Origin of the sequence: Flavobacterium collinsii (assembly GCF_902804485.1) — a bacterium.
GTDB lineage: Bacteria > Bacteroidota > Bacteroidia > Flavobacteriales > Flavobacteriaceae > Flavobacterium > Flavobacterium collinsii.
Genome location: NZ_CADCST010000093.1, coordinates 40,145 through 58,935 on the forward strand (window position 1 = coordinate 40,145; position 18,791 = coordinate 58,935).

Below are 18,791 nucleotides of genomic sequence, written 5' to 3' on the forward strand. Positions count from 1 at the left end.
GATGAATACTACTGAAAGGCAAAAGTTATCCGTTTTGATCATTACGCTTAACGAAGAACAGCACATAAAATCACTGCTGGAAGACATCGATTTTGCCGATGAAATCATTGTGGTCGATTCTTACAGTACTGATCGTACCCTTAGTATAATTGAGTCTTTTAAAAACGTACGGGTAATCCAGAACCAATTCATCAACTATACCTCTCAACGCAATTTTGCGATTGATCAGGCAAAAAACTCCTGGATCTTATTCATCGATGCCGATGAAAGATTAACTCCGGAACTAAAACTGGAAATCGCAGCCACCATCAATCAAAAAGATACTGCAAGTGCCTATTTCATTTACAGAACTTTTATGTTCAAAAACAGAAAACTGCATTTTAGTGGCTGGCAAACCGATAAGATTTTCAGACTTTTCAACAAAACAAACTGTCGATACAATCAGGACAGAATGGTGCATGAAAAACTGATTGTAAAAGGAGAGATTTCGACTTTAAAAAACAAAATCATTCATTTCTCTTATACCTCTTATACTGATTACAAAGCAAAAATGTACAGTTACGGCGTTTTAAAGGCCAATGAAAAACAAAAAAAAGGACAGAAACCATCTCTTTTACTGATGATTTTCCATCCTGTTTATACTTTTTTATATCAGTTTCTAATTCGTTTGGGCTTTTTAGACGGAGCCAGAGGAATCACGATATGTTATTTAAACGCTTACAGTGTCTTTGTTCGATACAAGGAGCTTAATCGAATTACTTCTTCCAGAATTTAAGTTTCTTTTTCAAACGCTTTTTCCTGTAAAACTGCTCCTGAAAATCAGCGGTGTATTTCCATAAAGTATCAAATGTTTTTTGCTCTGATTCTTTATAAAACTTAGCATACTCGTTACTCATAACCGCTACCATTTCTTTTACAGGGGTCAAACGGCATAAGTTTTTCATTCGCATTTCAAAAGTCATCGACTCGTGAAATTCCATTCGGTTCAAATCAACCAAAAAGAATTCATAATTACCGTCCTGTTTCTTTTTAATCAAAGTATTTCCGGGTGAATGATCTAAGAACTCAATACCTTTTTCATGAAGATCAAAACTAAATCGAGTAAATTGTCTCAGAATGTTATCATGATCCGGATAATCCGGAATTTCTACAAGTTCTCTGTACGTTAAATCAGTTACCAGATGTTCACTCGCATAATAACTGTCTCTTAAACCTACAAGATTAAAGTTCTCCAAAAATGCCATTGGCTGAGGAGTCCCAATACCTTTTTCTAATAAAATTGTAGCATATTCATACGAACGTCTTGCCTTTGATTTTCTAAAATAACGATAGGCTATTTTATTAATTAAATTCGGAATTTTGAATGATTTAATGTTGATTGTTTTTCCCTCAAGATCAAACAATTTAATAACATTGCGATCTCCATTTCCAAACAACTCGCCTGAAGTCTTAAAGTTTTTAATAAAAGACAATATATCTCTGGAGCTTTTTACTGCTGTTGAAAATTTAAATTTTGAGATCATTAAATATAACTTTGATATTAATTATTACCTGTTTCCAAGAGGTTTTACTCCTGTCTAAACAGCCAAAAAAACAGCTTGTTTTCCACAGTTCTAAGTACTAAACGTAAGGATGCAAAAATAACCTTATAATTAACAAAATTCAATTATTCTAAGATTAAATTTGCTGCTAAAATCGACAGTAGAAAAATTTTAATCGTTTCTGAACCTCCTTCTAAAAATAAAAACCAGAGAATATTTCCATCCTTAAATTCTATTAAGAGCAAAAAGTTACTTATCCCTTTTTCTTCTTTAGCGCGTATTTCAGCCACTGACCGAAATTTTTAAAATAAAGCTTAAAATTAGGTACGTTCAGCCTTTTTTCTTTTTCAATAATCTCCTTTATCTGAGGAATACTTTTAGTTGAAAAGAATCCCAATTTCTTCCATCTTTTAGGCTGCAAATAGTAAAAATCCTTATAATCTTTATAATTATTTTCATTCACAACAAGCCATTTATCCAAAAAACCTTTGTCTACATCTACATTATGCCCCCAATTGTCAAGCTTAAAACGTAAGTCTGCTTCGGTTCTTGACAACGATTCATGCAGAACAATGTTGTTGGTATAAATCTGACGCTCCTTAATTCTTCGTCCGCTTTTGTAATTAGGATAGTTTGTAGCAAAAATAGCCTTTAGTGGTTTATCTACATATAAAATCCCTTTATCGGTATACTTATAAAGCATCACCCAAAAAGCACAAATCTGTATTGGGTGTTTTTCCGGATTAATTAAATAAGAATCATATCGTCTTAGATCAGAAACAAACTTTTTAAAGTCAACAAAATATTCATCGCAATCTACCTGGACAATCCAATTTCCAATTCCCATTTTTTCGGCGAGCATTTTTCGTTCTCTAATTTCACATTCCATTGTAGTTAAGGCTGGAACATAAAAATCATCTTCATAAATCACCACCTTCTTATCAACGTCAAAATTCTTAATCCAATCAAAAAAAGAATCTTCGATCGTAAAACTTCCGCCATTCCAAGTATTTCTATTTTTATCAATGGCGACAAAAACTGCATCTGCATCGTTATACACTGTTGGAAGTGATGTTTTTAACAACTCATAATCATACGAAACCAAATATCCTACTTGTATTTTTCCTGCCATTTTTACTTTTGTAATTTGTTGCAATTTACTAATTAATCTCTACTTTTGCATCATGAAAAAGCAATATGACTATTTAATAATTGGATCAGGACTCTATGGTAGTGTGTTCGCTCATGAAGCAAAAAAAGCAGGAAAAAGATGTCTGGTAATTGACAAAAGAGACCATATAGGAGGAAATGTATATTGCGAAAATATCGAAGGAATTAATGTTCATAAATATGGTGCACATATATTTCACACCAACGATAAAGCGATATGGGATTATGTGAATCAATTTGTTGAGTTTAACAATTTCACAAATTCCCCAATGTCACTTTCTAAAGGTAAGATGTACAATTTACCTTTTAATATGAATACTTTTTATCAGCTTTGGGGTACCAAAACTCCTCAGGAAGCCAAAGCAAAAATTGATGAACAAGTAGCGACTTATGGAGTAAAAAATCCACAAAATCTGGAAGAACAAGCACTAAGCCTTGTCGGAAAAGATATTTATGATAATTTTATAAAGGAGTACACCGAAAAACAGTGGGGAAGAAAAGCCACTGAATTACCAGCTTTTATCATAAAAAGACTTCCGGTTCGATTCACTTTTGACAACAATTATTTTAACGATACCTATCAGGGAATCCCTATTGGCGGTTACAATAAATTAATTGACAAATTATTAGACGGAATTGAAGTGATAACCAATACCAATTACTTTTCAGACCGAACGAAATTTGACGGACTTGCCGATAAAATTGTGTATTCCGGAAAGATTGACGAGTATTTCGATTACAAATTAGGGGTTCTGGAATACAGATCTCTACAATTTGACAACGAAGTTCTTGATACTGATAATTTTCAAGGAAATGCTGTTGTTAATTACAACGATGCCAGCTATCCTTTTACCCGAATAATTGAGCACAAACATTTTGAATTTGGCAAACAAAGCAAAACTGTTATTACAAAAGAATATCCATGCGAATGGAACCCGTCTAATGAAGCGTTTTATCCTATAAACGATGCCAAAAATCAAGCCTTGTTTGAAGAGTACAAAAAACTGTCTTTAGAAGAAAAGAATGTAATATTTGGAGGAAGATTATCAGAATACAGATATTACGACATGCATCAGATAATTGCCATAGCTTTAAAAAGATCTAAAACAGAACTGAATAATGATTAAGATTTTCATTGTAACTCATAAAGAAAACCCTGTATTATCCAATGATATTTTGGTTCCGATTCAGGTGGGAACAAATCCATCAATCACTGATACTATCTTAAGAGACAATACTCAGGACAATATCGGAAACAAAAACAGCAACTATTGTGAATTGACAGCTGCTTACTGGATTTGGAAAAATGAAAAAGAAGCAGACTATGTAGGGATTTGTCATTACAGAAGATACCTTAACTTTTACAACGACTGGTACAATCTAAAACCTTCGGCACAGAAAAAAATCAAAAACGAAGATTTCAAAAACACTAAATCATACAACGTAGCTTCTGAAAAACTGGAGAAAAAAATAGCTTCTCTTCTTTCAGAGTATGACGTAATTCTATGCCGTCCTTATAAGTTCAAAAAAGGATCCTTGACCGACAACTACTGTGAGGAACACAGAAAAGAGGACTGGGATTTAACCAAACAGATCATTCTGGAAAAATACCCGGAATACAAAAACAGTATTACTCAGTTTCTCGATGAAGGAACTCTGTTTCATATGGGAAATATGATGGTTAGTTCAAAAGAAAAATTTGATGCTTACTACACCTGGCTTTTTTCCATTCTGTTTGAACTAGAATCCCGAATTACAATTCCGGAAGATGCTTATCAGGCCCGAATTTTTGGTTTTATATCAGAAAGACTAATTAATCTTTACATGTATCATCATAACTTCAAAATCAAAGGAGTCCCATCATACAAAATAATTGACTTGTAATATGAACGAAGAAATAATCAAAGCGTACGAAGTCATAAAAGAAGGCGGAATCATTCTCTACCCTACCGATACGGTGTGGGGAATTGGCTGCGACGCAACAAATCCAGAGGCTGTTGCCAAAATATACAAACTCAAACAACGTGCTGAAACACAAAGTATGATTGTATTGATGAACGGGGAAAAAATGATGTACAATGTATTTAAAAACATCCCCGAAGTAGCCTGGCAACTTTTAGATTTATCCGAAAAACCTACTACCTTAATATTAGATGAACCCCGTAATGTTGCTCCAAACATTATCGCTGCAGATAATTCGCTTGGAATCCGTCTGGTAAAAGAGCCGTTCTGTTTCAAACTTTTAGAACGAATGAAGAAGCCACTCGTTTCTACTTCGGCTAATATTTCAGGACAACCCACTCCAATTGCCTTTAAAGACATCAGTCCCGAGATTGTAAATGGTGTTGATTATGTAGTAAATCTCTATCACGACAGAGTTGCCGGAAAACCTTCAACCATTATAAAACTAACGAATGATTCGCAGGTAAAAGTGATACGCAAGTAATTTTAGATTGTAGATTTTAGATTGCTGATTTGCTAAATGCAAAAAAAATAGCGACTCGTGAGTAAATAGTTTCAAGTTACAGATTACAACAATCGTAATACAACCCTTTGTACCTTTGTAACTATAAAACCTCAGAACCTCAGAACCTTAGCACATTTTAAACACCTTTTAAACTCTCAATCAACCAATCAATATCTTCTTTGGTATTGAAATGACTAAATGAAATTCGGAGATTTGGTAACTTTAAATCCGTCTCCGAAAGCATTTCTTTTAAAACATGGGACGGCTTTACACTACCGGACTGGCAAGCACTACCTCTTGAAACTGCTATTCCTTTCATATCCAGACTAAACAACAACATTGAAGTTTTGTCGGCTGAAAAAGGCAAAATAATATTGATAATGTTATAAAAATCCTCTTTTTTACCATTGATCCTAAAGCCTGGAAAATAAATTTCGAGCTGATCAATCAAATACATTTTTAAATCGGTAATATAATTTCTCTCCTGATCTAAATTCTCGTACGAAAGTGATAATGCCTTAGCCATTCCGGCAATCTGATGCACAGCTTCTGTACCGGCACGAAGTCCTTTCTCCTGCTCTCCTCCAAAAATTAAAGGCTGTAATCCGGAATTTTTTCGAACAAAAGCAAAACCCACCCCTTTTGGACCGTGGAATTTATGCGCACTTGCCACAATAAAATCAACAGGGATTTTTTGCAAATCGATCTCCGTTTTTCCAACAGACTGAATGGTATCCGAATGAAACAAAGCATTGTATTGCTTACAAATTACACCAACTCTTTCCAGATCTAAAACAGCTCCGGTTTCATTGTTTACATGCATCAAACTAACAATTGTCTTTTTGTCTTCGGCTAATAAATTTGACAAATGTGTTAAATCGATACTTCCATTAGGGTTTATATTCACATAATCGACCTGAACCTTATACTCAGATTCTAAAACCATTGCGGTATGCAGCACTGCATGATGTTCGATTCTGGTTGTAATGATACGCTCCGCTTTAAGATCTTCAACAGCAGAACGAAGAATCCAATTATCGGCTTCAGTACCTCCTGAAGTAAAAATAATCTCCTGTGCGGTACAATTTAAGTGCTTGGCAATGCTTTTTCTGGAGAGTTCCAAAATAGTTTTTCCATTTCTTCCAAAACTGTGTGTAGAAGACGGATTACCAAAATCTTCTGTCATCACTTTTGTCATTTCCTGAATTACTTCAGGACGCATAGCGGTTGTAGAGGCGTTATCAAGATATACTTTTTTCATTGCCGCAAAGTTATGAAATATCAATTGTCAAATGTTGAATATCATTTGACAAATTTTTCACTATTTTTGACCTCAAATAAAATTACGATGAAAAAATATGCAAGCCTTCTCTTCTTTGCGCTTTTATTAAACGGCTGCGATGATGGCGATTTAACGGTAGACACAATTGATTTTAGTGACCCTACTATTACGGCTCAGACCTGTAATGAAAAAACAAACGGTCTTATATACAAACTTAAAAAACAAGAATCATTAATGATTCAGTTTCCTGATAACACTCTTTTAAATGATGCAACATTAGCAGGCAAGCCCTTATATTATGATATCAACAACACCACAACCCGTGTGGTATACAGAGCCTATAATGGTCTGGTTGGTACTGCAAATATCTGTGGTGCGATCCCCCCAACAACACCAGGCGTAACTGAAGAATGGCAAGCCACAGCCGGAAAAATCGTGGATATCACTACGGCAGCTGTAACGGATAACGCCGACGGGAGCTCTACAATTACAGGCTACAATCACAACCTTGTTTTCCAGAACATTACTTTTCTAAAACCTTCGGGACCGCAGGTAGAGGCCGAATATCCATTTGGACTTTTTAAGACCTCTTACAATTCGCCAAGTACACTTTTTACGGGCCCCTTAAAACAATGCCCGGGTAACAAAACCCTAGTATATAACCAAACAGCATCAACTGCTTTAACAATCGACAACATAGATCCTCTGCTACTTAAAAATGAGGTCACAACCCAACCAAGAATTGGTTTAATAAGCACTACAACCAATAAAGTTTTAATACGTACTTTTGGTATTGACGGCTCTTTACCTCCAGGCTACTTTTGTACTAGTCCCCTACCTTCTACTCCAACTGTGAAAGAAACGTGGATAGCAGGAAACAGTGTACAAAATGTAAATGGAACTATCGAAGTCACCACAAAACTTGTTGGAACCGCTTACTTTCATACTATTGTTCTTAAAGGCGTAAAATTCGAGAGAGGAAACAGTAGTTTCAAGCTGCCAAACGAATACACTTTTGGGGTTCTTGAAATTTCAACCACACCATAAAAACTATTTTCAAACGACAAATACTGACTTAAAAAATCTTACAAAAAAACGTCCGTTTTCTAAACTGATTCCATAACGAATTCAGAAAGAAAAACGGACGTTTTTTTTATGCTTTAAATTCAATATTCCTATATCTAAATAAGCTGTTATTTCTGATTTTGTCTAAAATAAACTTCGGTGGCTCCTAAGCCATATTTTTGATAATTGGCATCCTGAAAATCGATTCCGTCGTAACGCCCCAATAAAAAGTCAAGTTCGGCCTTTAAAATTCCTTCGCCGACACCATGAATAAAAACGATTTTCGGAATGCGGTTTCTGATCGCAAACTCAATATGTCTTTTTGCCGTTTCCGTCTGTAAGGTGAGAATATCATAGTTAGACATTCCGCGTTTGTTTGGCACCAGTTTTTCGATATGCAAATCAAATTCAGGAGCCGAAATTTCGCGTTTATCTTTCTTTTCTTTCACAAAACTCCTTGGTTTCGGCTCTGTTTTTTCCTTTGAAATCTCTTCTAAATCAATTCTTTTAATAGAATTCATTAAATTGCTGGAATCCTGTACTTTAAGTAGTTCGTTGACAAAAAATGTCATCATAAAACCATCTTCTGTTTCAATCAAAACCTCGTTGTTTTTCACCGAAACAACTGTTCCATTTATGGCTTCGTCTAAGACTGAAACCTTATCTCCTTTAGTCAACATCCTTCTCTTCTTTATCTTGATTTTTACTCGGTGTTTTTGCACTCAACTGCATCATTCCATACATGAAAACTGCTATCGCAATTACCATAATGTAAATGTTTTTTTCTGCTGATACCTGCTCGTATAACGCAACCGAAATGGCAAGAATCATTATTAAAATTTTAAACGCTTTCATTTATTATAAGTATTAAAGATCCAAAAGTATGAAACTTTAAAATAGCAATTCCCTCCTCCCAAAACTACCTCCATTATTTTTTTTGTTCTCACAAAAAAAACAAGCCTCAAAATTCAGAAAAACAAACGCACTCTCAGGTCTTTAAAACATACCCTATTTACAAGTACATTTTAAGGAATTTAAAAACTACTTTATTCCTACTTTTTTTACTGATTTTCATCAGTAGCCAAAGTGCATTTCATTCATCATACTCCTCTTTTATTTTCAAAAACTGAAGCTGCCTTTTGTTAAAAAAACAGATTCAATTATTCAAAACACTCCGTTCTTTTATACATAAAAACTCATCTCTTCTTAATTTGGAATCGCTTCAATGTTTACTATTTTTATAAGACTTATTTTTTAATCTGATTCAAGATATCGTTCATCATTTCGATTTGAACTTTTTGAATTTCGATTAACTCCTGTTGCTGATGCATAATCAAATGATCTATTTTATCATGAATCATTCTAATCTCCAGTTCCGATTTTAGATTGATCATATAATCTTTTTTAGCACGATTTCGATCCTTCTCTTCCTGACGATTCTGACTCATCATAATGACCGGAGCCTGCAATGCAGCAATACACGACAAAATCAAGTTCAACAAAATAAACGGATACGGATCAAAGCCTTTGTTCACCAAAATGTAAACATTCGCACCAATCCAAACCACAATGAAAAACAAAAACGAAATTATAAACGTCCAGCTTCCACCAAAATCTGCCACCTGATCGGCGACTCTTTGCCCAAAATTCCTGGTTTCTGTTTCATCTTCAACTGTACTAACAATTGATTTATCTTCTTTCAGCGAAGAAATAACATTTTTTTCAAGATCCGAAAGCGCACCAATTTCGGTTGACAAATAGTTTGAAATATACCTCTGACGGTATTCATTCAATTCTTTTACGGCAATACAATCCTCGTCACTAAAAGAAGGATGATCTTTAATAATCAATCCTAATATGGGGTCGTGTATCGATTTTCCGTAAATTTTATCGGTTTCAGGAAAGGAAATATCAGAAATAGCGCTTTTAAAAGTCGAATTGTTTTTCATTTTTATATTTTTTACACGCTAATTTACACATTTAACTCCTTAAGAATTACATAAAACACAACCATTTGCATTTCTTTTATTTATCACAAATACAGTACTCAAAAGAAAATTTCTTTAAAGAATTCCTGCCTTTATTTACAAAAAACACCTTACTTTTAGCCTTTCTTATTATCCATTCAATTTCACCACTGTGACAAAAGACATTATCATACAAAACATAAAAGCTTTAAAAAGTCATTCAAACATAAATTACGGCATCAAAACCAAAACAGAAGATTTTACTGAAAAGCTATTTTATACCCTTTTTGATTCAAATGCAGCTTTAGACGAAAGCATCAAAGAATTGGAAATTCGTTTTAAGGAAATCGCTGTTCTGGCGTGTAAAAAATCTGAAAATCTCTGTGAATCCATTTGGGATCGTTTTCTGGAGAAATTACCAGGGGTTTTAGAAAAGCTAAATCACGATGCAGAATACATCCTTGAAAATGACCCTGCATCTAATAGTATTGACGAAGTATACCTGGGGTATCCCGGATTCTACGCCATTGCCATTTATCGTTTAAGTCATGAATTGTATCTTTTGGATTTATTGCTTTTTTCGCGATTAATGAGCGAGTACGCACATCGAATTACCGGAACCGACATTCATGCCGGAGCCGATATTGCCTCTCCCTTTTTTATTGATCACGCTACCGGAATTGTGATTGGTGAAACTACCGTGATTAAAAAACATGTAAAAATTTATCAGGGCGTTACTTTAGGGGCCTTGAGCGTAAGCAAGGAAATGAAAAACGCCAAAAGACACCCCACTGTAGAAGCAAATGTATGCATTTATGCCAATGCTACTATTCTAGGAGGTGAAACTATAATTGGAAAAAACAGCATTGTAGGTGGAAATGCATGGATTACCAAGTCGATTCCTGAAGATTCGATCGTTTTAAATACCACTACAACTGAAGTCAAAATAAAAGAAAAAAAATAAAAATGAGTCCACAGAAATTGCTAAACCTAATTGGAAACACTCCTTTGATGGAAACTGTCAATTTGGTTAAAAACAAAAACGTAAAACTTTTACTAAAACTTGAAGGGAATAATCCCGGAGGTAGTGTAAAAGACAGAGCGGCATATAACATGATTGCATCCGCTGTAGAAAGAGGCGATATTAAAAAAGGCGACAAGCTAATTGAGGCCACCAGCGGAAATACCGGAATTGCTCTGGCCATGATTGCACAATTGTTTCAAATCGAAATTGAATTGGTGCTGCCTGAAGATTCTACAAAAGAACGAACCCAAACCATGCGCGCTTACGGCGCTACAGTTATTTTAACGCCCGCTAGCGAAGGAATTATCGGCTCAAGGGACTACGCCGACAAAAAAGTTGCCGAAGGCGGTTATTTGATGCTAAATCAGTTTGCAAATGATGACAACTGGAAAGCGCATTATAAAACCACCGGTCCTGAAATCTGGAATGATACTGACGGAACGGTAACCCATTTTGTTTCGGCTATGGGAACCACAGGAACTATCATAGGAACTTCGACTTACTTAAAAGAAAAAAACAAAAACATTCAAATCATCGGCGCCCAGCCCAGCGAAGGATCTCAGATCCCGGGAATTCGAAAATGGCCTCAGGAATATTTACCGAAAATTTTCGACGCCGCAAAAGTAGATACCGTTGTTGATGTGAGTGAAACTGAAGCCAGAGAAATGACTAAAAGACTTGCTCTTGAAGAAGGTGTTTTTGCCGGTATGAGTAGCGGAGGATCTGTAGCTGTAGCATTAAAAATTGCCGAACAACTGGAATCAGGAGTTATTGTTGCCGTAATTTGTGATCGCGGTGATCGTTATTTATCTTCTGATTTATTTGACTAAAAATCTGGATTGCTGAGATTTTAAAGTCTTTTGAATCTCAGCAATTCAAAATTTCACAAACTTCTAAATTAGGAAAACTACAATTCAAACTCGATTCTAAATTCAGCTCCTTTATTTTTTCCATCACTGGAAGCCGTAAGCTTTCCTTTGTTCTTCTCAATTATTTTTTTACACAGATACAAACCAATTCCTGTCGAAGATTCGTTAGCAGTGCCCAGTCGGCTCATTTTTGTAAATTTCTTAAAGAGCTCATCAATCTGAGTTTTATCAAAACCAATTCCGTTGTCTGTAACCGTTACAATAAATCTTCCATCTTCCGTATAAATTCGAACTTTAACTTCACTGTCAAAATAAGAAAATTTAACAGCATTGCTAATCAAATTCACCAAAACCTGAACCAGCAAGCCTTCATCAATTCTTAACTTTGCCTCAACCATCTCCAAGTTCAAACTTAATTTAATGTTCTTATCGATCAAACGTTGCTCTACCTGTTCGTTGATAAAAGGCAAAATATTAGGAAATGAAATCATTCTCATTTCTAAATTCCCTTTCACTACCCTATCCTGTTCCTGCAATAGTTTAATGAAGTTTTCAATGTATCTAAATTGCAAATTAGTCGATTCACAAATCAATTCTGCTAACTGACGAACAGATTCTGATGGATTTTCACTTATAATCAGCCTTGCCAACCCCTGCGGATTTCCTGCAAAATTTTTCAAATCATGCGAAAGCATATAGATCAAATCCTGTTTTTCATTGATAAAACTTTCTGATTCATAAATAGATTCCTGAATATTACACAATAACAACCCTGCCTCATCACTATATTCTGTTGGTAAAATAGATAATCTTCTATTATTTCTGTAATCGTCCAAGGCTTTCGAAGCTATGGAAATAGGCTTAATTAAGTGGTTTAAAACCAACAGTGTCAACAATGTTGCCAATAAAGTCATAACCAGAGAAAAAATCAAAATAGAAGTAGCCGAAACACTGTGATTATAATACAATACATAAAACAAGATTCCAATCAGGGGAATATGAATACCGATAAAAGCAACAAACAAAAATTTGAAAGCGTAACTTTTCTTCAAAAAGCCAATTTGTGACAGACTATGATACAACTTCATAAAAGACAACAATACTAATAGGTTAAAAATGCAGTATTCAGGGTGATTGTTATAAACAAAGTTAACTTTTAAACTCGATTAAACGACTAAATTAGGGAATTTGATAAAATATTTTAAAAATTAAATTTATAAAAGTTTACAAACCCTTATTTTTGCGCTATGGGAAGAAAAAATACAGACAAAGTTGTCTTTCATCAAATTCAGGTTCTTGATGCAGGAGCAAAAGGAGTATCAGTAGCAAAAGCTCCTGACGGAAAAGTAATCTTTATTCCGAATGTCGTTCCTGGCGATGTAGTAGACGTACAAACCTTTAAGAAAAGAAAAGCCTACTATGAAGGCAAAGCCGTAAAATTTCACGAATTATCAGAACATCGTATTGAGCCAATATGCGATCATTTTGGGGTTTGTGGAGGATGTAAATGGCAAAATATGAAATACAGTCAACAGCTGTATTACAAACAAAACGAAGTAAAAAATCATTTGCAGCGCATCGGGAAAGTAGAACTTCCTGAATTCGAAAACATCTTAGGTTCTGAAAAACAGTTTTTCTACAGAAACAAGATGGAATTTTCATTTTCTAACAGCCGCTGGCTAACCGAAAAGGAAATTGAAAGCACAGAAGACTTAGGAAACCGAAATGCCTTAGGGTTTCATATTCCGAAAATGTGGGACAAAATTCTGGACATTCAAAAATGTCATTTGCAGGAAGATCCTTCAAATGCCATCAGAAATGAAATCAGGGCTTTTGCAAACGATCATAATCTGGCCTTCTTTAATCCGAGAGAACATTCCGGTTTACTAAGAACAGTAATGATTCGTACGGCATCTACTGGTGAAATCATGGTTTTGATTCAGTTTTTTGAAAACGATCCTAAAAACCGTGAATTGATTTTAGATCATCTTTACAAAAAGTTTCCGCAGATTACTTCATTGCAATATGTGGTAAACTCCAAACAAAACGATACGATTTACGATCAGGATATTAAATTGTACAAAGGAAGAGATTATATACTGGAAGAAATGGAAGGTTTAAAATTCAGCATCAACGCTAAATCTTTCTACCAGACCAATTCAGATCAGGCTTATGAATTATACAAGATAACCCGTGATTTTGCCGGACTTACTGGTAACGAAACGGTTTATGATTTGTATACCGGAACTGGAACTATTGCACAGTTTGTTTCTAAAAAAGCCAAAAAAGTAATTGGTGTCGAAAGTGTTCCCGAAGCAATTTTAGATGCGAAAGCCAATGCAGAACGCAATAATATTACCAATTGTGAGTTTTTTGTAGGTGATATGAAAGTTGTTTTCAACGAAGCTTTCATTGCTCAGCACGGAAAACCGGATGTTATTATCACAGATCCACCAAGAGATGGAATGCATGCCGCGGTTATTGATCAAATTTTGAAGATTGCTCCTGAAAAAGTAGTTTATGTAAGTTGTAATTCAGCAACTCAGGCACGTGATTTGGCTTTAATGGATGAAAAATACAAGGTAACGCGCGTTAGACCTGTTGATATGTTTCCACAAACGCATCATGTCGAAAATGTTGTACTTTTAGAACTTCGATAATAAAACTTAAATGAAAAAAATAATCTCTCTTTTACTAATCTTTACTTTTGGTCTGTCCAGTTGTGAGAAAGACGACATTTGTGATGCCAATACTCCTACTACTCCAAGATTAGTAATTACATTCTATAGCGACGCCGAACCTACTCTAAAACAAAATGTAAAAGATCTAATGGTAATTGGAGGAGCAGAGGGAGAAAATAAAGGAATTGTTTTTAATAAAAGCATAACAGACGAGACGAATCCTGCAAGATATGTAACCAATTCAAACACTGTTTCAATCCCCTTAAGGACAGATCAGAATACTACAACTTATCGTTTTGTTTACAACTCTTTAAGTACTAATCCTGCAACAAAAAATACAGACATTTTAACTTTTTATTACACCCATCAAAATGTGTATGTATCGAGAGCTTGCGGCTTTAAAACCACCTTTACACTTGATCAATTAAAACCTTTCTCTTTAGCTGACTCCGGAAATGACATATTGTGGATCAAGCAGATTTTTATAAAAAAGCTTAATGTTGAACTTGAAAATGAGACACATGTTGAGATATATTTTTAGTATTTGTTTATTGTTTTCAATGTTTTTGGGTCATTCTCAGGAAACATCAACCACAACAGTAACGAAAGAAGCCGTTAAAACAAATCCGAAGCCCCAGGCAGCCAAACCGGCTGTTAAGGAAACCAAACTGGATAGTATCAAAACGGATCGTTACGGACTTCGCGTAGGAGTTGATTTGTACAAATTAACCCGTGGATTATACGATAAGAACTACAAGGGTATTGAGGTTACGGGTGATTTTCGTCTGACAAAAAAATACTACCTGGCTGCTGAACTTGGTTTTGAAGACAAAACCACGGATGATGATCGATTAAATTCGACCGCAACCGGAACTTATATTAAAGGAGGTTTTGATTACAATTTGTACCAAAACTGGCTGGACATGGAAAATTTAATTACAATAGGTATGCGAGGCGGCTTCAGTACTTTTAGCCAACAATTAAACACCTATAAGATTTACAACGCAAATCCGTATTGGGGAGAACAACCAGCAATTGTTTCCGGAGAAAAATACAATGGCCTTACAGCAGGCTGGATTGAAGTTGCATTGGGAGTAAAAGCAAAAGTTTTCAACAATGTGTTTGTAGGCTTTGGAGTTCAGTTAAAACTTTTAGCCGCCAACCAAAAACCTTCGGGCTTTGATAATCTTTACATTCCGGGCTTTAACAGGACGTACGATGGTAGTTTCGGAATCGGGTTTAACTATACCGTTTCTTACTTTATTCCGCTTTACAAGAAAAAGACAATCATTCCTGAATTAATAAAAAAAGAGACCATTAAAAAGTAATAAGCTCTATTATAAAAAAATCCAAATTCCAATAGTAATCTATTAGAATTTGGATTTTTTCATTTTATGATAATTGAAATTCAACAGCAGCCATCGAATGAATTAAAGTGGTATCAAAAACCGGAACAGAAATATCTTCGGGTTTTATCACTAAAGGAATTTCGGTACAACCTAAAATAATCCCCTCAGCTCCCTCTTCAATCAATTGATTGGCAATTTCCAGATACCGTTTTTTAGTTGCCTCTGTTACCAAGCCTCTTCCCAACTCTTCAAAAATTGTGGCGTGCATAAAATCACGGTCGGCATCATTCTTCGGAATAATAGTTTCAATTCCGTTCTCGGCCAATTTATCTTTAAAAAAATCGAGTTCCATGGTAAACTTAGTTCCCAGTAAACCCACTTTTTTAATTGCTTCTTTCTGAATTTCTACCGCGGTTGCAGTTGCAATATGAATAATTGGTATATCAATCGCTTCTTGAAGTCGCTCAGCAATCAAATGCATGGTATTAGCACATAAAACAATAGCTTCTGCCCCGCCCTGCTGAAGAAACTGACATCCTTTTAAAAGCATATTAAAAGTCGAATCCCAATCATTGGCATCATTGTTCTTTTTAATATCAGCATAATTGAAAGAGTAGATCAAACACTCCGAGAAATTAAGCCCTCCCAGCTTATCATTTATTCCCTCGTTTACAAGTTTATAATAATCTGCTGTAGAAACCCAGCTAATTCCACCTATAAGTCCAATTATCCTCATATAAAAATCAAATTAATTATCCAATTTCTCTAATTCCTTTTATAAAAATCCATTTCATGAAAAGCTTTTCTCCGTCTTTGGTTTTTACCGACTGAAATTTAGGCGAAATTAAAGTGGCCACAATAAAAGCGGTCATCGGAATCCAAAATCCGGTTAATCCAGTATAAGAAGCTACCAAAAATCTCCCTAAAATAAATAGAATTGCGAAACATCCTAATTGGTATAAAAAAGCTCTTACTTGTAGTTTTGTCATTTTTTTCTTTTTAAAGGTTCAAAGTTCCAGAGGTTCAAAGCGACAAAGGCTTTCTCTTTGTGTTTATGACGCCTTGTTTCTTTGCAACTATTACTAAATTTTAAATTTGATCTTTTTATTGGACTCAGAGTTACAAAAACTCAAAGCGACAAAATATGTTTTCTTTGTACCTCTGAACCTTTGTCTCTTTGCAACTATTCGTTAACTTGAAATTTCGTTCTCTTGCTTCCCTCGTACATTTCGTACTTTACTAAACGTGCTTCAAGACTTGCGTTGAAAAGTTTAATTTTTCGGGATGGTTTTAGACCTACAAATTTCAGAGCTTCCAGATTTGCTGTAATAAACCAGGCATTTGTTCCCGGATAACTTTTCTTTAGAGTATCTCCTATATTTTTGTAGAATTCTTCCATATGAATATCCAAACGCTCATCGTAAGGCGGATTGAAAACCATGTGTAATTTTCCTTCTACAGCTTTTTCTGTATCAAAAAAGTTATTTTCTTCTACGGTAACATAATCCTCCAAATTGGCATTTCTGATATTGTCTTTGGCTTTATTTACAGCACTTGGTGCTTTATCAAAACCTTTTATCGTATAATGAAACTCCTTTGTTTTTTTCATCAAACTGTTTACAATCTGATCGAAGAGATCATTATCCCAGTCTTTCCATTTTTCGAATGCAAATTCTTTACGGTTAATATTCGCCGGAATATTACAGGCAATCATAGCCGCTTCGGCCAAGAAAGTTCCCGAACCACACATTGGATCTAAAAAATGACTTTGTCCTTCCCATCCTGACAATAATAATACTCCTGCTGCCAAAACTTCGTTGATTGGCGCAATATTCGTTGCGGTTCTGTAACCACGCTGATGCAATGAATTCCCTGAAGTATCCAGTGCAACCGAAACCTGATCTTTATCGATATGAACATTGATTCTTAAATCAGGAAAAGCTTTGTCGATACTCGGACGCTGTCCGGTTCTTTCTCTAAACTGATCTACAATAGCATCTTTACATTTTTGAGAAACAAATTCAGAGTGGTTAAAATAAGTCGAATGCACGGTCGCATCAATCACAAAAGTCTGATTGGCATTTAATAGTTTTGACCAATTTACACCCGAAATTCCTTTATACAATGCCTGCTCATTATTGGCTCTGAACGAATAAATAGGTTTTAAAACTTTAAGCGCTGTACGAAGCGATAAATTAGCTTTGTACATAAAACCTTTATCGCCTTTAAAGCTTACCATTCGCACTCCTTTTTCGACATCCTGAGCACCAAGAGCACGCAATTCATTCTCTAATATTTCTTCAAAACCAAAAAAACATTTGGCTATCATTCTAAAATTTTCTTCCATCTTTATTTTTGAATTATTTCAAATGCACTGCTGTTCATCTCTGCATCTGCATCTCTGTACACCTGCTGCATCTCTGCAATGATTCGTGAGGTATCGTTGCGAAATAGTTATTTTTCGGCAAAAATACACTAAATTTGCGGGACTTTGAATTAATTGAAATAGAATAAATGTCTGAAGCAGCAAACTCATCCTCACCAAATCAGGAACGTAATACCGAAAATTGGTTTACTTCATGGTTTGATACTCCCTATTACCACATCCTTTATAAAGACCGAAATTATCGCGAAGCTCAGATTTTCATGGACAATCTGACCCATTATCTGAATCTTCCGGAAAAAGCAAAAGTATTGGATTTAGCTTGCGGAAAAGGGCGCCATTCGATCTATTTAAATCAATTAGGCTTTAATGTCTTAGGAGCCGATTTGTCTGAAAACAGTATCGCCGAAGCCAATAAAAACAGTAACGAAACTCTGCATTTTAAGGTGCACGATATGCGTGAACCATTTGAAGAAAAATTTGATGCCATTTTTAATTTATTTACCAGTTTTGGATATTTCGAAAGCGACGACGACAATTTGACAACACTTAAAGCCATTAAAGAAAGTTTATCTGAATATGGTTTTGCAGTTATCGATTTTATGAATGTTACTCAGGTTATCGAAACATTGGTACCGGAAGAAGTAAAAAATGTAGACGGGATTGATTTCAAAATCAAAAGATATGTTGAAGACGGACATATTTTTAAAGAAATAGATTTTGAGGATCAGGGGAAAAAGTACCATTTCACAGAAAAAGTAAAAGCCTTAACTTTAAAAGATTTTGAAGAACTAATGGCCGAAGCCGGTATTTTCCTGTTGGATATTTTTGGAGATTACAGACTCAAAAAATTCCACAAAACTGAAAGCGAACGATTAATCATGATTTTTAAATAAAATTGGAGAATCGTTTAATTGTTTTTTGTTTAACCGTTTGATCGCTAAACAAAAAACAATTAAACGATTAAACAAATCAACGATTAAACAATAAAGA

Annotated in this window: 21 protein-coding genes; 11 read left to right on the forward strand and 10 right to left on the reverse strand. The window is 34.9% G+C overall.

Annotation, left to right across the window (positions count from 1 at the left end):
* The first annotated feature begins 1 nt into the window (after window position 1).
* Window positions 2-775, forward strand: a complete 774-nt coding sequence (locus tag FLA105534_RS13950; protein ID WP_173966731.1) for a glycosyltransferase family 2 protein — start codon at window positions 2-4, stop codon at window positions 773-775.
* Here the strand turns inward: FLA105534_RS13950 and FLA105534_RS13955 are convergent.
* Both FLA105534_RS13955 and FLA105534_RS13960 read right to left on the reverse strand, forming a co-directional pair.
* Window positions 756-1,523, reverse strand: a complete 768-nt coding sequence (locus tag FLA105534_RS13955; protein WP_173966732.1) for a Kdo domain containing protein — start codon at window positions 1,521-1,523, stop codon at window positions 756-758. The two genes, FLA105534_RS13950 and FLA105534_RS13955, sit on opposite strands and share 20 nt — an antisense overlap.
* Window positions 1,524-1,794: 271 nt before the next feature.
* Complete coding sequence (locus FLA105534_RS13960) at window positions 1,795-2,673, reverse strand: hypothetical protein (RefSeq protein ID WP_173966734.1); 879 nt, start codon at window positions 2,671-2,673, stop codon at window positions 1,795-1,797.
* A 52-nt stretch (window positions 2,674-2,725) separates the two neighbouring features.
* Here FLA105534_RS13960 and glf point away from each other — a divergent pair, with 52 nt between their 5' ends.
* The 3 genes from glf to FLA105534_RS13975 are packed head-to-tail and all read left to right on the forward strand — an operon-like array spanning window position 2,726 to window position 5,157.
* A complete protein-coding gene (glf, locus tag FLA105534_RS13965) occupies window positions 2,726-3,838 on the forward strand; it encodes a UDP-galactopyranose mutase (protein WP_173966735.1) in 1,113 nt (370 codons plus the stop codon).
* On the forward strand, window positions 3,831-4,595 hold the full coding sequence (locus FLA105534_RS13970; RefSeq protein WP_173966736.1) for a DUF4422 domain-containing protein: 765 nt from the start codon (window positions 3,831-3,833) through the stop codon (window positions 4,593-4,595). The genes glf and FLA105534_RS13970 overlap by 8 nt, the downstream gene beginning before the upstream one ends.
* A 1-nt stretch (window position 4,596) precedes the next feature.
* Window positions 4,597-5,157: an L-threonylcarbamoyladenylate synthase gene (locus FLA105534_RS13975; protein WP_173966737.1), complete on the forward strand. Its 561-nt coding sequence runs from the start codon at window positions 4,597-4,599 to the stop codon at window positions 5,155-5,157.
* A gap of 157 nt (window positions 5,158-5,314) precedes the next feature.
* Here the strand turns inward: FLA105534_RS13975 and FLA105534_RS13980 are convergent, their stop codons facing one another.
* Window positions 5,315-6,439: a cysteine desulfurase family protein gene (locus tag FLA105534_RS13980; RefSeq protein ID WP_173966738.1), complete on the reverse strand. Its 1,125-nt coding sequence runs from the start codon at window positions 6,437-6,439 to the stop codon at window positions 5,315-5,317.
* An 87-nt stretch (window positions 6,440-6,526) separates the two neighbouring features.
* Between FLA105534_RS13980 and FLA105534_RS13985 the strand changes: the two genes are divergently transcribed.
* Entirely contained in the window at window positions 6,527-7,507 is a 981-nt protein-coding gene (locus tag FLA105534_RS13985) for a hypothetical protein (RefSeq protein ID WP_173966739.1), read from the forward strand.
* A 146-nt stretch (window positions 7,508-7,653) separates the two neighbouring features.
* Here the strand turns inward: FLA105534_RS13985 and FLA105534_RS13990 are convergent, their stop codons facing one another.
* The 3 genes from FLA105534_RS13990 to FLA105534_RS14000 all read right to left on the reverse strand — a co-directional run bounded on the left by FLA105534_RS13990 (window position 7,654) and on the right by FLA105534_RS14000 (window position 9,474).
* Complete coding sequence (locus tag FLA105534_RS13990) at window positions 7,654-8,205, reverse strand: Smr/MutS family protein (RefSeq protein ID WP_173966740.1); 552 nt, start codon at window positions 8,203-8,205, stop codon at window positions 7,654-7,656.
* Complete coding sequence (locus tag FLA105534_RS13995; RefSeq protein WP_173966741.1) at window positions 8,195-8,380, reverse strand: hypothetical protein; 186 nt, start codon at window positions 8,378-8,380, stop codon at window positions 8,195-8,197. The genes FLA105534_RS13990 and FLA105534_RS13995 overlap by 11 nt, the downstream gene beginning before the upstream one ends.
* Window positions 8,381-8,772: 392 nt before the next feature.
* Window positions 8,773-9,474: a DUF1003 domain-containing protein gene (locus FLA105534_RS14000; RefSeq protein WP_173966742.1), complete on the reverse strand. Its 702-nt coding sequence runs from the start codon at window positions 9,472-9,474 to the stop codon at window positions 8,773-8,775.
* Window positions 9,475-9,664: 190 nt separating this feature from the next.
* Between FLA105534_RS14000 and FLA105534_RS14005 the strand changes: the two genes are divergently transcribed.
* Complete coding sequence (locus tag FLA105534_RS14005; RefSeq protein WP_173966743.1) at window positions 9,665-10,456, forward strand: serine O-acetyltransferase; 792 nt, start codon at window positions 9,665-9,667, stop codon at window positions 10,454-10,456.
* Window positions 10,457-10,458: 2 nt separating this feature from the next.
* Window positions 10,459-11,346, forward strand: a complete 888-nt coding sequence (gene cysM, locus FLA105534_RS14010; RefSeq protein ID WP_173966744.1) for a cysteine synthase CysM — start codon at window positions 10,459-10,461, stop codon at window positions 11,344-11,346.
* A 77-nt stretch (window positions 11,347-11,423) separates the two neighbouring features.
* Here the strand turns inward: cysM and FLA105534_RS14015 are convergent, their stop codons facing one another.
* Entirely contained in the window at window positions 11,424-12,437 is a 1,014-nt protein-coding gene (locus FLA105534_RS14015; protein ID WP_246253245.1) for a sensor histidine kinase, read from the reverse strand.
* Window positions 12,438-12,632: 195 nt separating this feature from the next.
* Between FLA105534_RS14015 and rlmD the strand changes: the two genes are divergently transcribed.
* From rlmD to FLA105534_RS14030, 3 genes are read left to right on the forward strand one after another with little or no spacing between them, the layout of a single operon-like run.
* A complete protein-coding gene (gene rlmD, locus FLA105534_RS14020) occupies window positions 12,633-14,045 on the forward strand; it encodes a 23S rRNA (uracil(1939)-C(5))-methyltransferase RlmD (RefSeq protein WP_173966746.1) in 1,413 nt (470 codons plus the stop codon).
* Window positions 14,046-14,055: 10 nt separating this feature from the next.
* Window positions 14,056-14,607: a DUF6452 family protein gene (locus FLA105534_RS14025; RefSeq protein WP_173966747.1), complete on the forward strand. Its 552-nt coding sequence runs from the start codon at window positions 14,056-14,058 to the stop codon at window positions 14,605-14,607.
* Complete coding sequence (locus tag FLA105534_RS14030; RefSeq protein WP_173966748.1) at window positions 14,579-15,394, forward strand: DUF6048 family protein; 816 nt, start codon at window positions 14,579-14,581, stop codon at window positions 15,392-15,394. Before FLA105534_RS14025 ends, FLA105534_RS14030 begins: the two co-directional genes overlap by 29 nt.
* Before the next feature lie 64 nt (window positions 15,395-15,458).
* On the opposite strand, the gene FLA105534_RS14035 is transcribed toward FLA105534_RS14030, so the two are convergent.
* The 3 genes from FLA105534_RS14035 to FLA105534_RS14045 all read right to left on the reverse strand — a co-directional run bounded on the left by FLA105534_RS14035 (window position 15,459) and on the right by FLA105534_RS14045 (window position 17,762).
* Complete coding sequence (locus FLA105534_RS14035; RefSeq protein WP_173966749.1) at window positions 15,459-16,151, reverse strand: aspartate/glutamate racemase family protein; 693 nt, start codon at window positions 16,149-16,151, stop codon at window positions 15,459-15,461.
* 16 nt (window positions 16,152-16,167) lie between these two features.
* Window positions 16,168-16,404: a hypothetical protein gene (locus FLA105534_RS14040; RefSeq protein WP_017498385.1), complete on the reverse strand. Its 237-nt coding sequence runs from the start codon at window positions 16,402-16,404 to the stop codon at window positions 16,168-16,170.
* Window positions 16,405-16,598: 194 nt separating this feature from the next.
* Window positions 16,599-17,762, reverse strand: coding sequence for a THUMP domain-containing class I SAM-dependent RNA methyltransferase (locus FLA105534_RS14045; protein ID WP_173966750.1), 1,164 nt, complete (start codon window positions 17,760-17,762; stop codon window positions 16,599-16,601).
* Window positions 17,763-17,929: 167 nt separating this feature from the next.
* On the opposite strand from FLA105534_RS14045, the gene FLA105534_RS14050 reads away from it, so the two are divergent.
* Window positions 17,930-18,694, forward strand: a complete 765-nt coding sequence (locus FLA105534_RS14050) for a class I SAM-dependent methyltransferase (protein WP_173966751.1) — start codon at window positions 17,930-17,932, stop codon at window positions 18,692-18,694.
* Window positions 18,695-18,791 lie beyond the last annotated feature (97 nt).

Excerpts from the sequence above, each read along its gene's own strand:
- FLA105534_RS13950 (WP_173966731.1), top strand. The coding sequence starts at position 2 with ATGAATACTACTGAAAGGCAAAAGTTATCCGTTTTGATCATTACGCTT.
- FLA105534_RS13955 (WP_173966732.1), bottom strand. The coding sequence starts at position 1,523 with ATGATCTCAAAATTTAAATTTTCAACAGCAGTAAAAAGCTCCAGAGAT.
- FLA105534_RS13960 (WP_173966734.1), bottom strand. The coding sequence starts at position 2,673 with ATGGCAGGAAAAATACAAGTAGGATATTTGGTTTCGTATGATTATGAG.
- glf (WP_173966735.1), top strand. The coding sequence starts at position 2,726 with ATGAAAAAGCAATATGACTATTTAATAATTGGATCAGGACTCTATGGT.
- FLA105534_RS13970 (WP_173966736.1), top strand. The coding sequence starts at position 3,831 with ATGATTAAGATTTTCATTGTAACTCATAAAGAAAACCCTGTATTATCC.
- FLA105534_RS13975 (WP_173966737.1), top strand. The coding sequence starts at position 4,597 with ATGAACGAAGAAATAATCAAAGCGTACGAAGTCATAAAAGAAGGCGGA.
- FLA105534_RS13980 (WP_173966738.1), bottom strand. The coding sequence starts at position 6,439 with ATGAAAAAAGTATATCTTGATAACGCCTCTACAACCGCTATGCGTCCT.
- FLA105534_RS13985 (WP_173966739.1), top strand. The coding sequence starts at position 6,527 with ATGAAAAAATATGCAAGCCTTCTCTTCTTTGCGCTTTTATTAAACGGC.
- FLA105534_RS13990 (WP_173966740.1), bottom strand. The coding sequence starts at position 8,205 with ATGTTGACTAAAGGAGATAAGGTTTCAGTCTTAGACGAAGCCATAAAT.
- FLA105534_RS13995 (WP_173966741.1), bottom strand. The coding sequence starts at position 8,380 with ATGAAAGCGTTTAAAATTTTAATAATGATTCTTGCCATTTCGGTTGCG.
- FLA105534_RS14000 (WP_173966742.1), bottom strand. The coding sequence starts at position 9,474 with ATGAAAAACAATTCGACTTTTAAAAGCGCTATTTCTGATATTTCCTTT.
- cysM (WP_173966744.1), top strand. The coding sequence starts at position 10,459 with ATGAGTCCACAGAAATTGCTAAACCTAATTGGAAACACTCCTTTGATG.
- rlmD (WP_173966746.1), top strand. The coding sequence starts at position 12,633 with ATGGGAAGAAAAAATACAGACAAAGTTGTCTTTCATCAAATTCAGGTT.
- FLA105534_RS14025 (WP_173966747.1), top strand. The coding sequence starts at position 14,056 with ATGAAAAAAATAATCTCTCTTTTACTAATCTTTACTTTTGGTCTGTCC.
- FLA105534_RS14030 (WP_173966748.1), top strand. The coding sequence starts at position 14,579 with ATGAGACACATGTTGAGATATATTTTTAGTATTTGTTTATTGTTTTCA.
- FLA105534_RS14035 (WP_173966749.1), bottom strand. The coding sequence starts at position 16,151 with ATGAGGATAATTGGACTTATAGGTGGAATTAGCTGGGTTTCTACAGCA.
- FLA105534_RS14040 (WP_017498385.1), bottom strand. The coding sequence starts at position 16,404 with ATGACAAAACTACAAGTAAGAGCTTTTTTATACCAATTAGGATGTTTC.
- FLA105534_RS14045 (WP_173966750.1), bottom strand. The coding sequence starts at position 17,762 with ATGGAAGAAAATTTTAGAATGATAGCCAAATGTTTTTTTGGTTTTGAA.
- FLA105534_RS14050 (WP_173966751.1), top strand. The coding sequence starts at position 17,930 with ATGTCTGAAGCAGCAAACTCATCCTCACCAAATCAGGAACGTAATACC.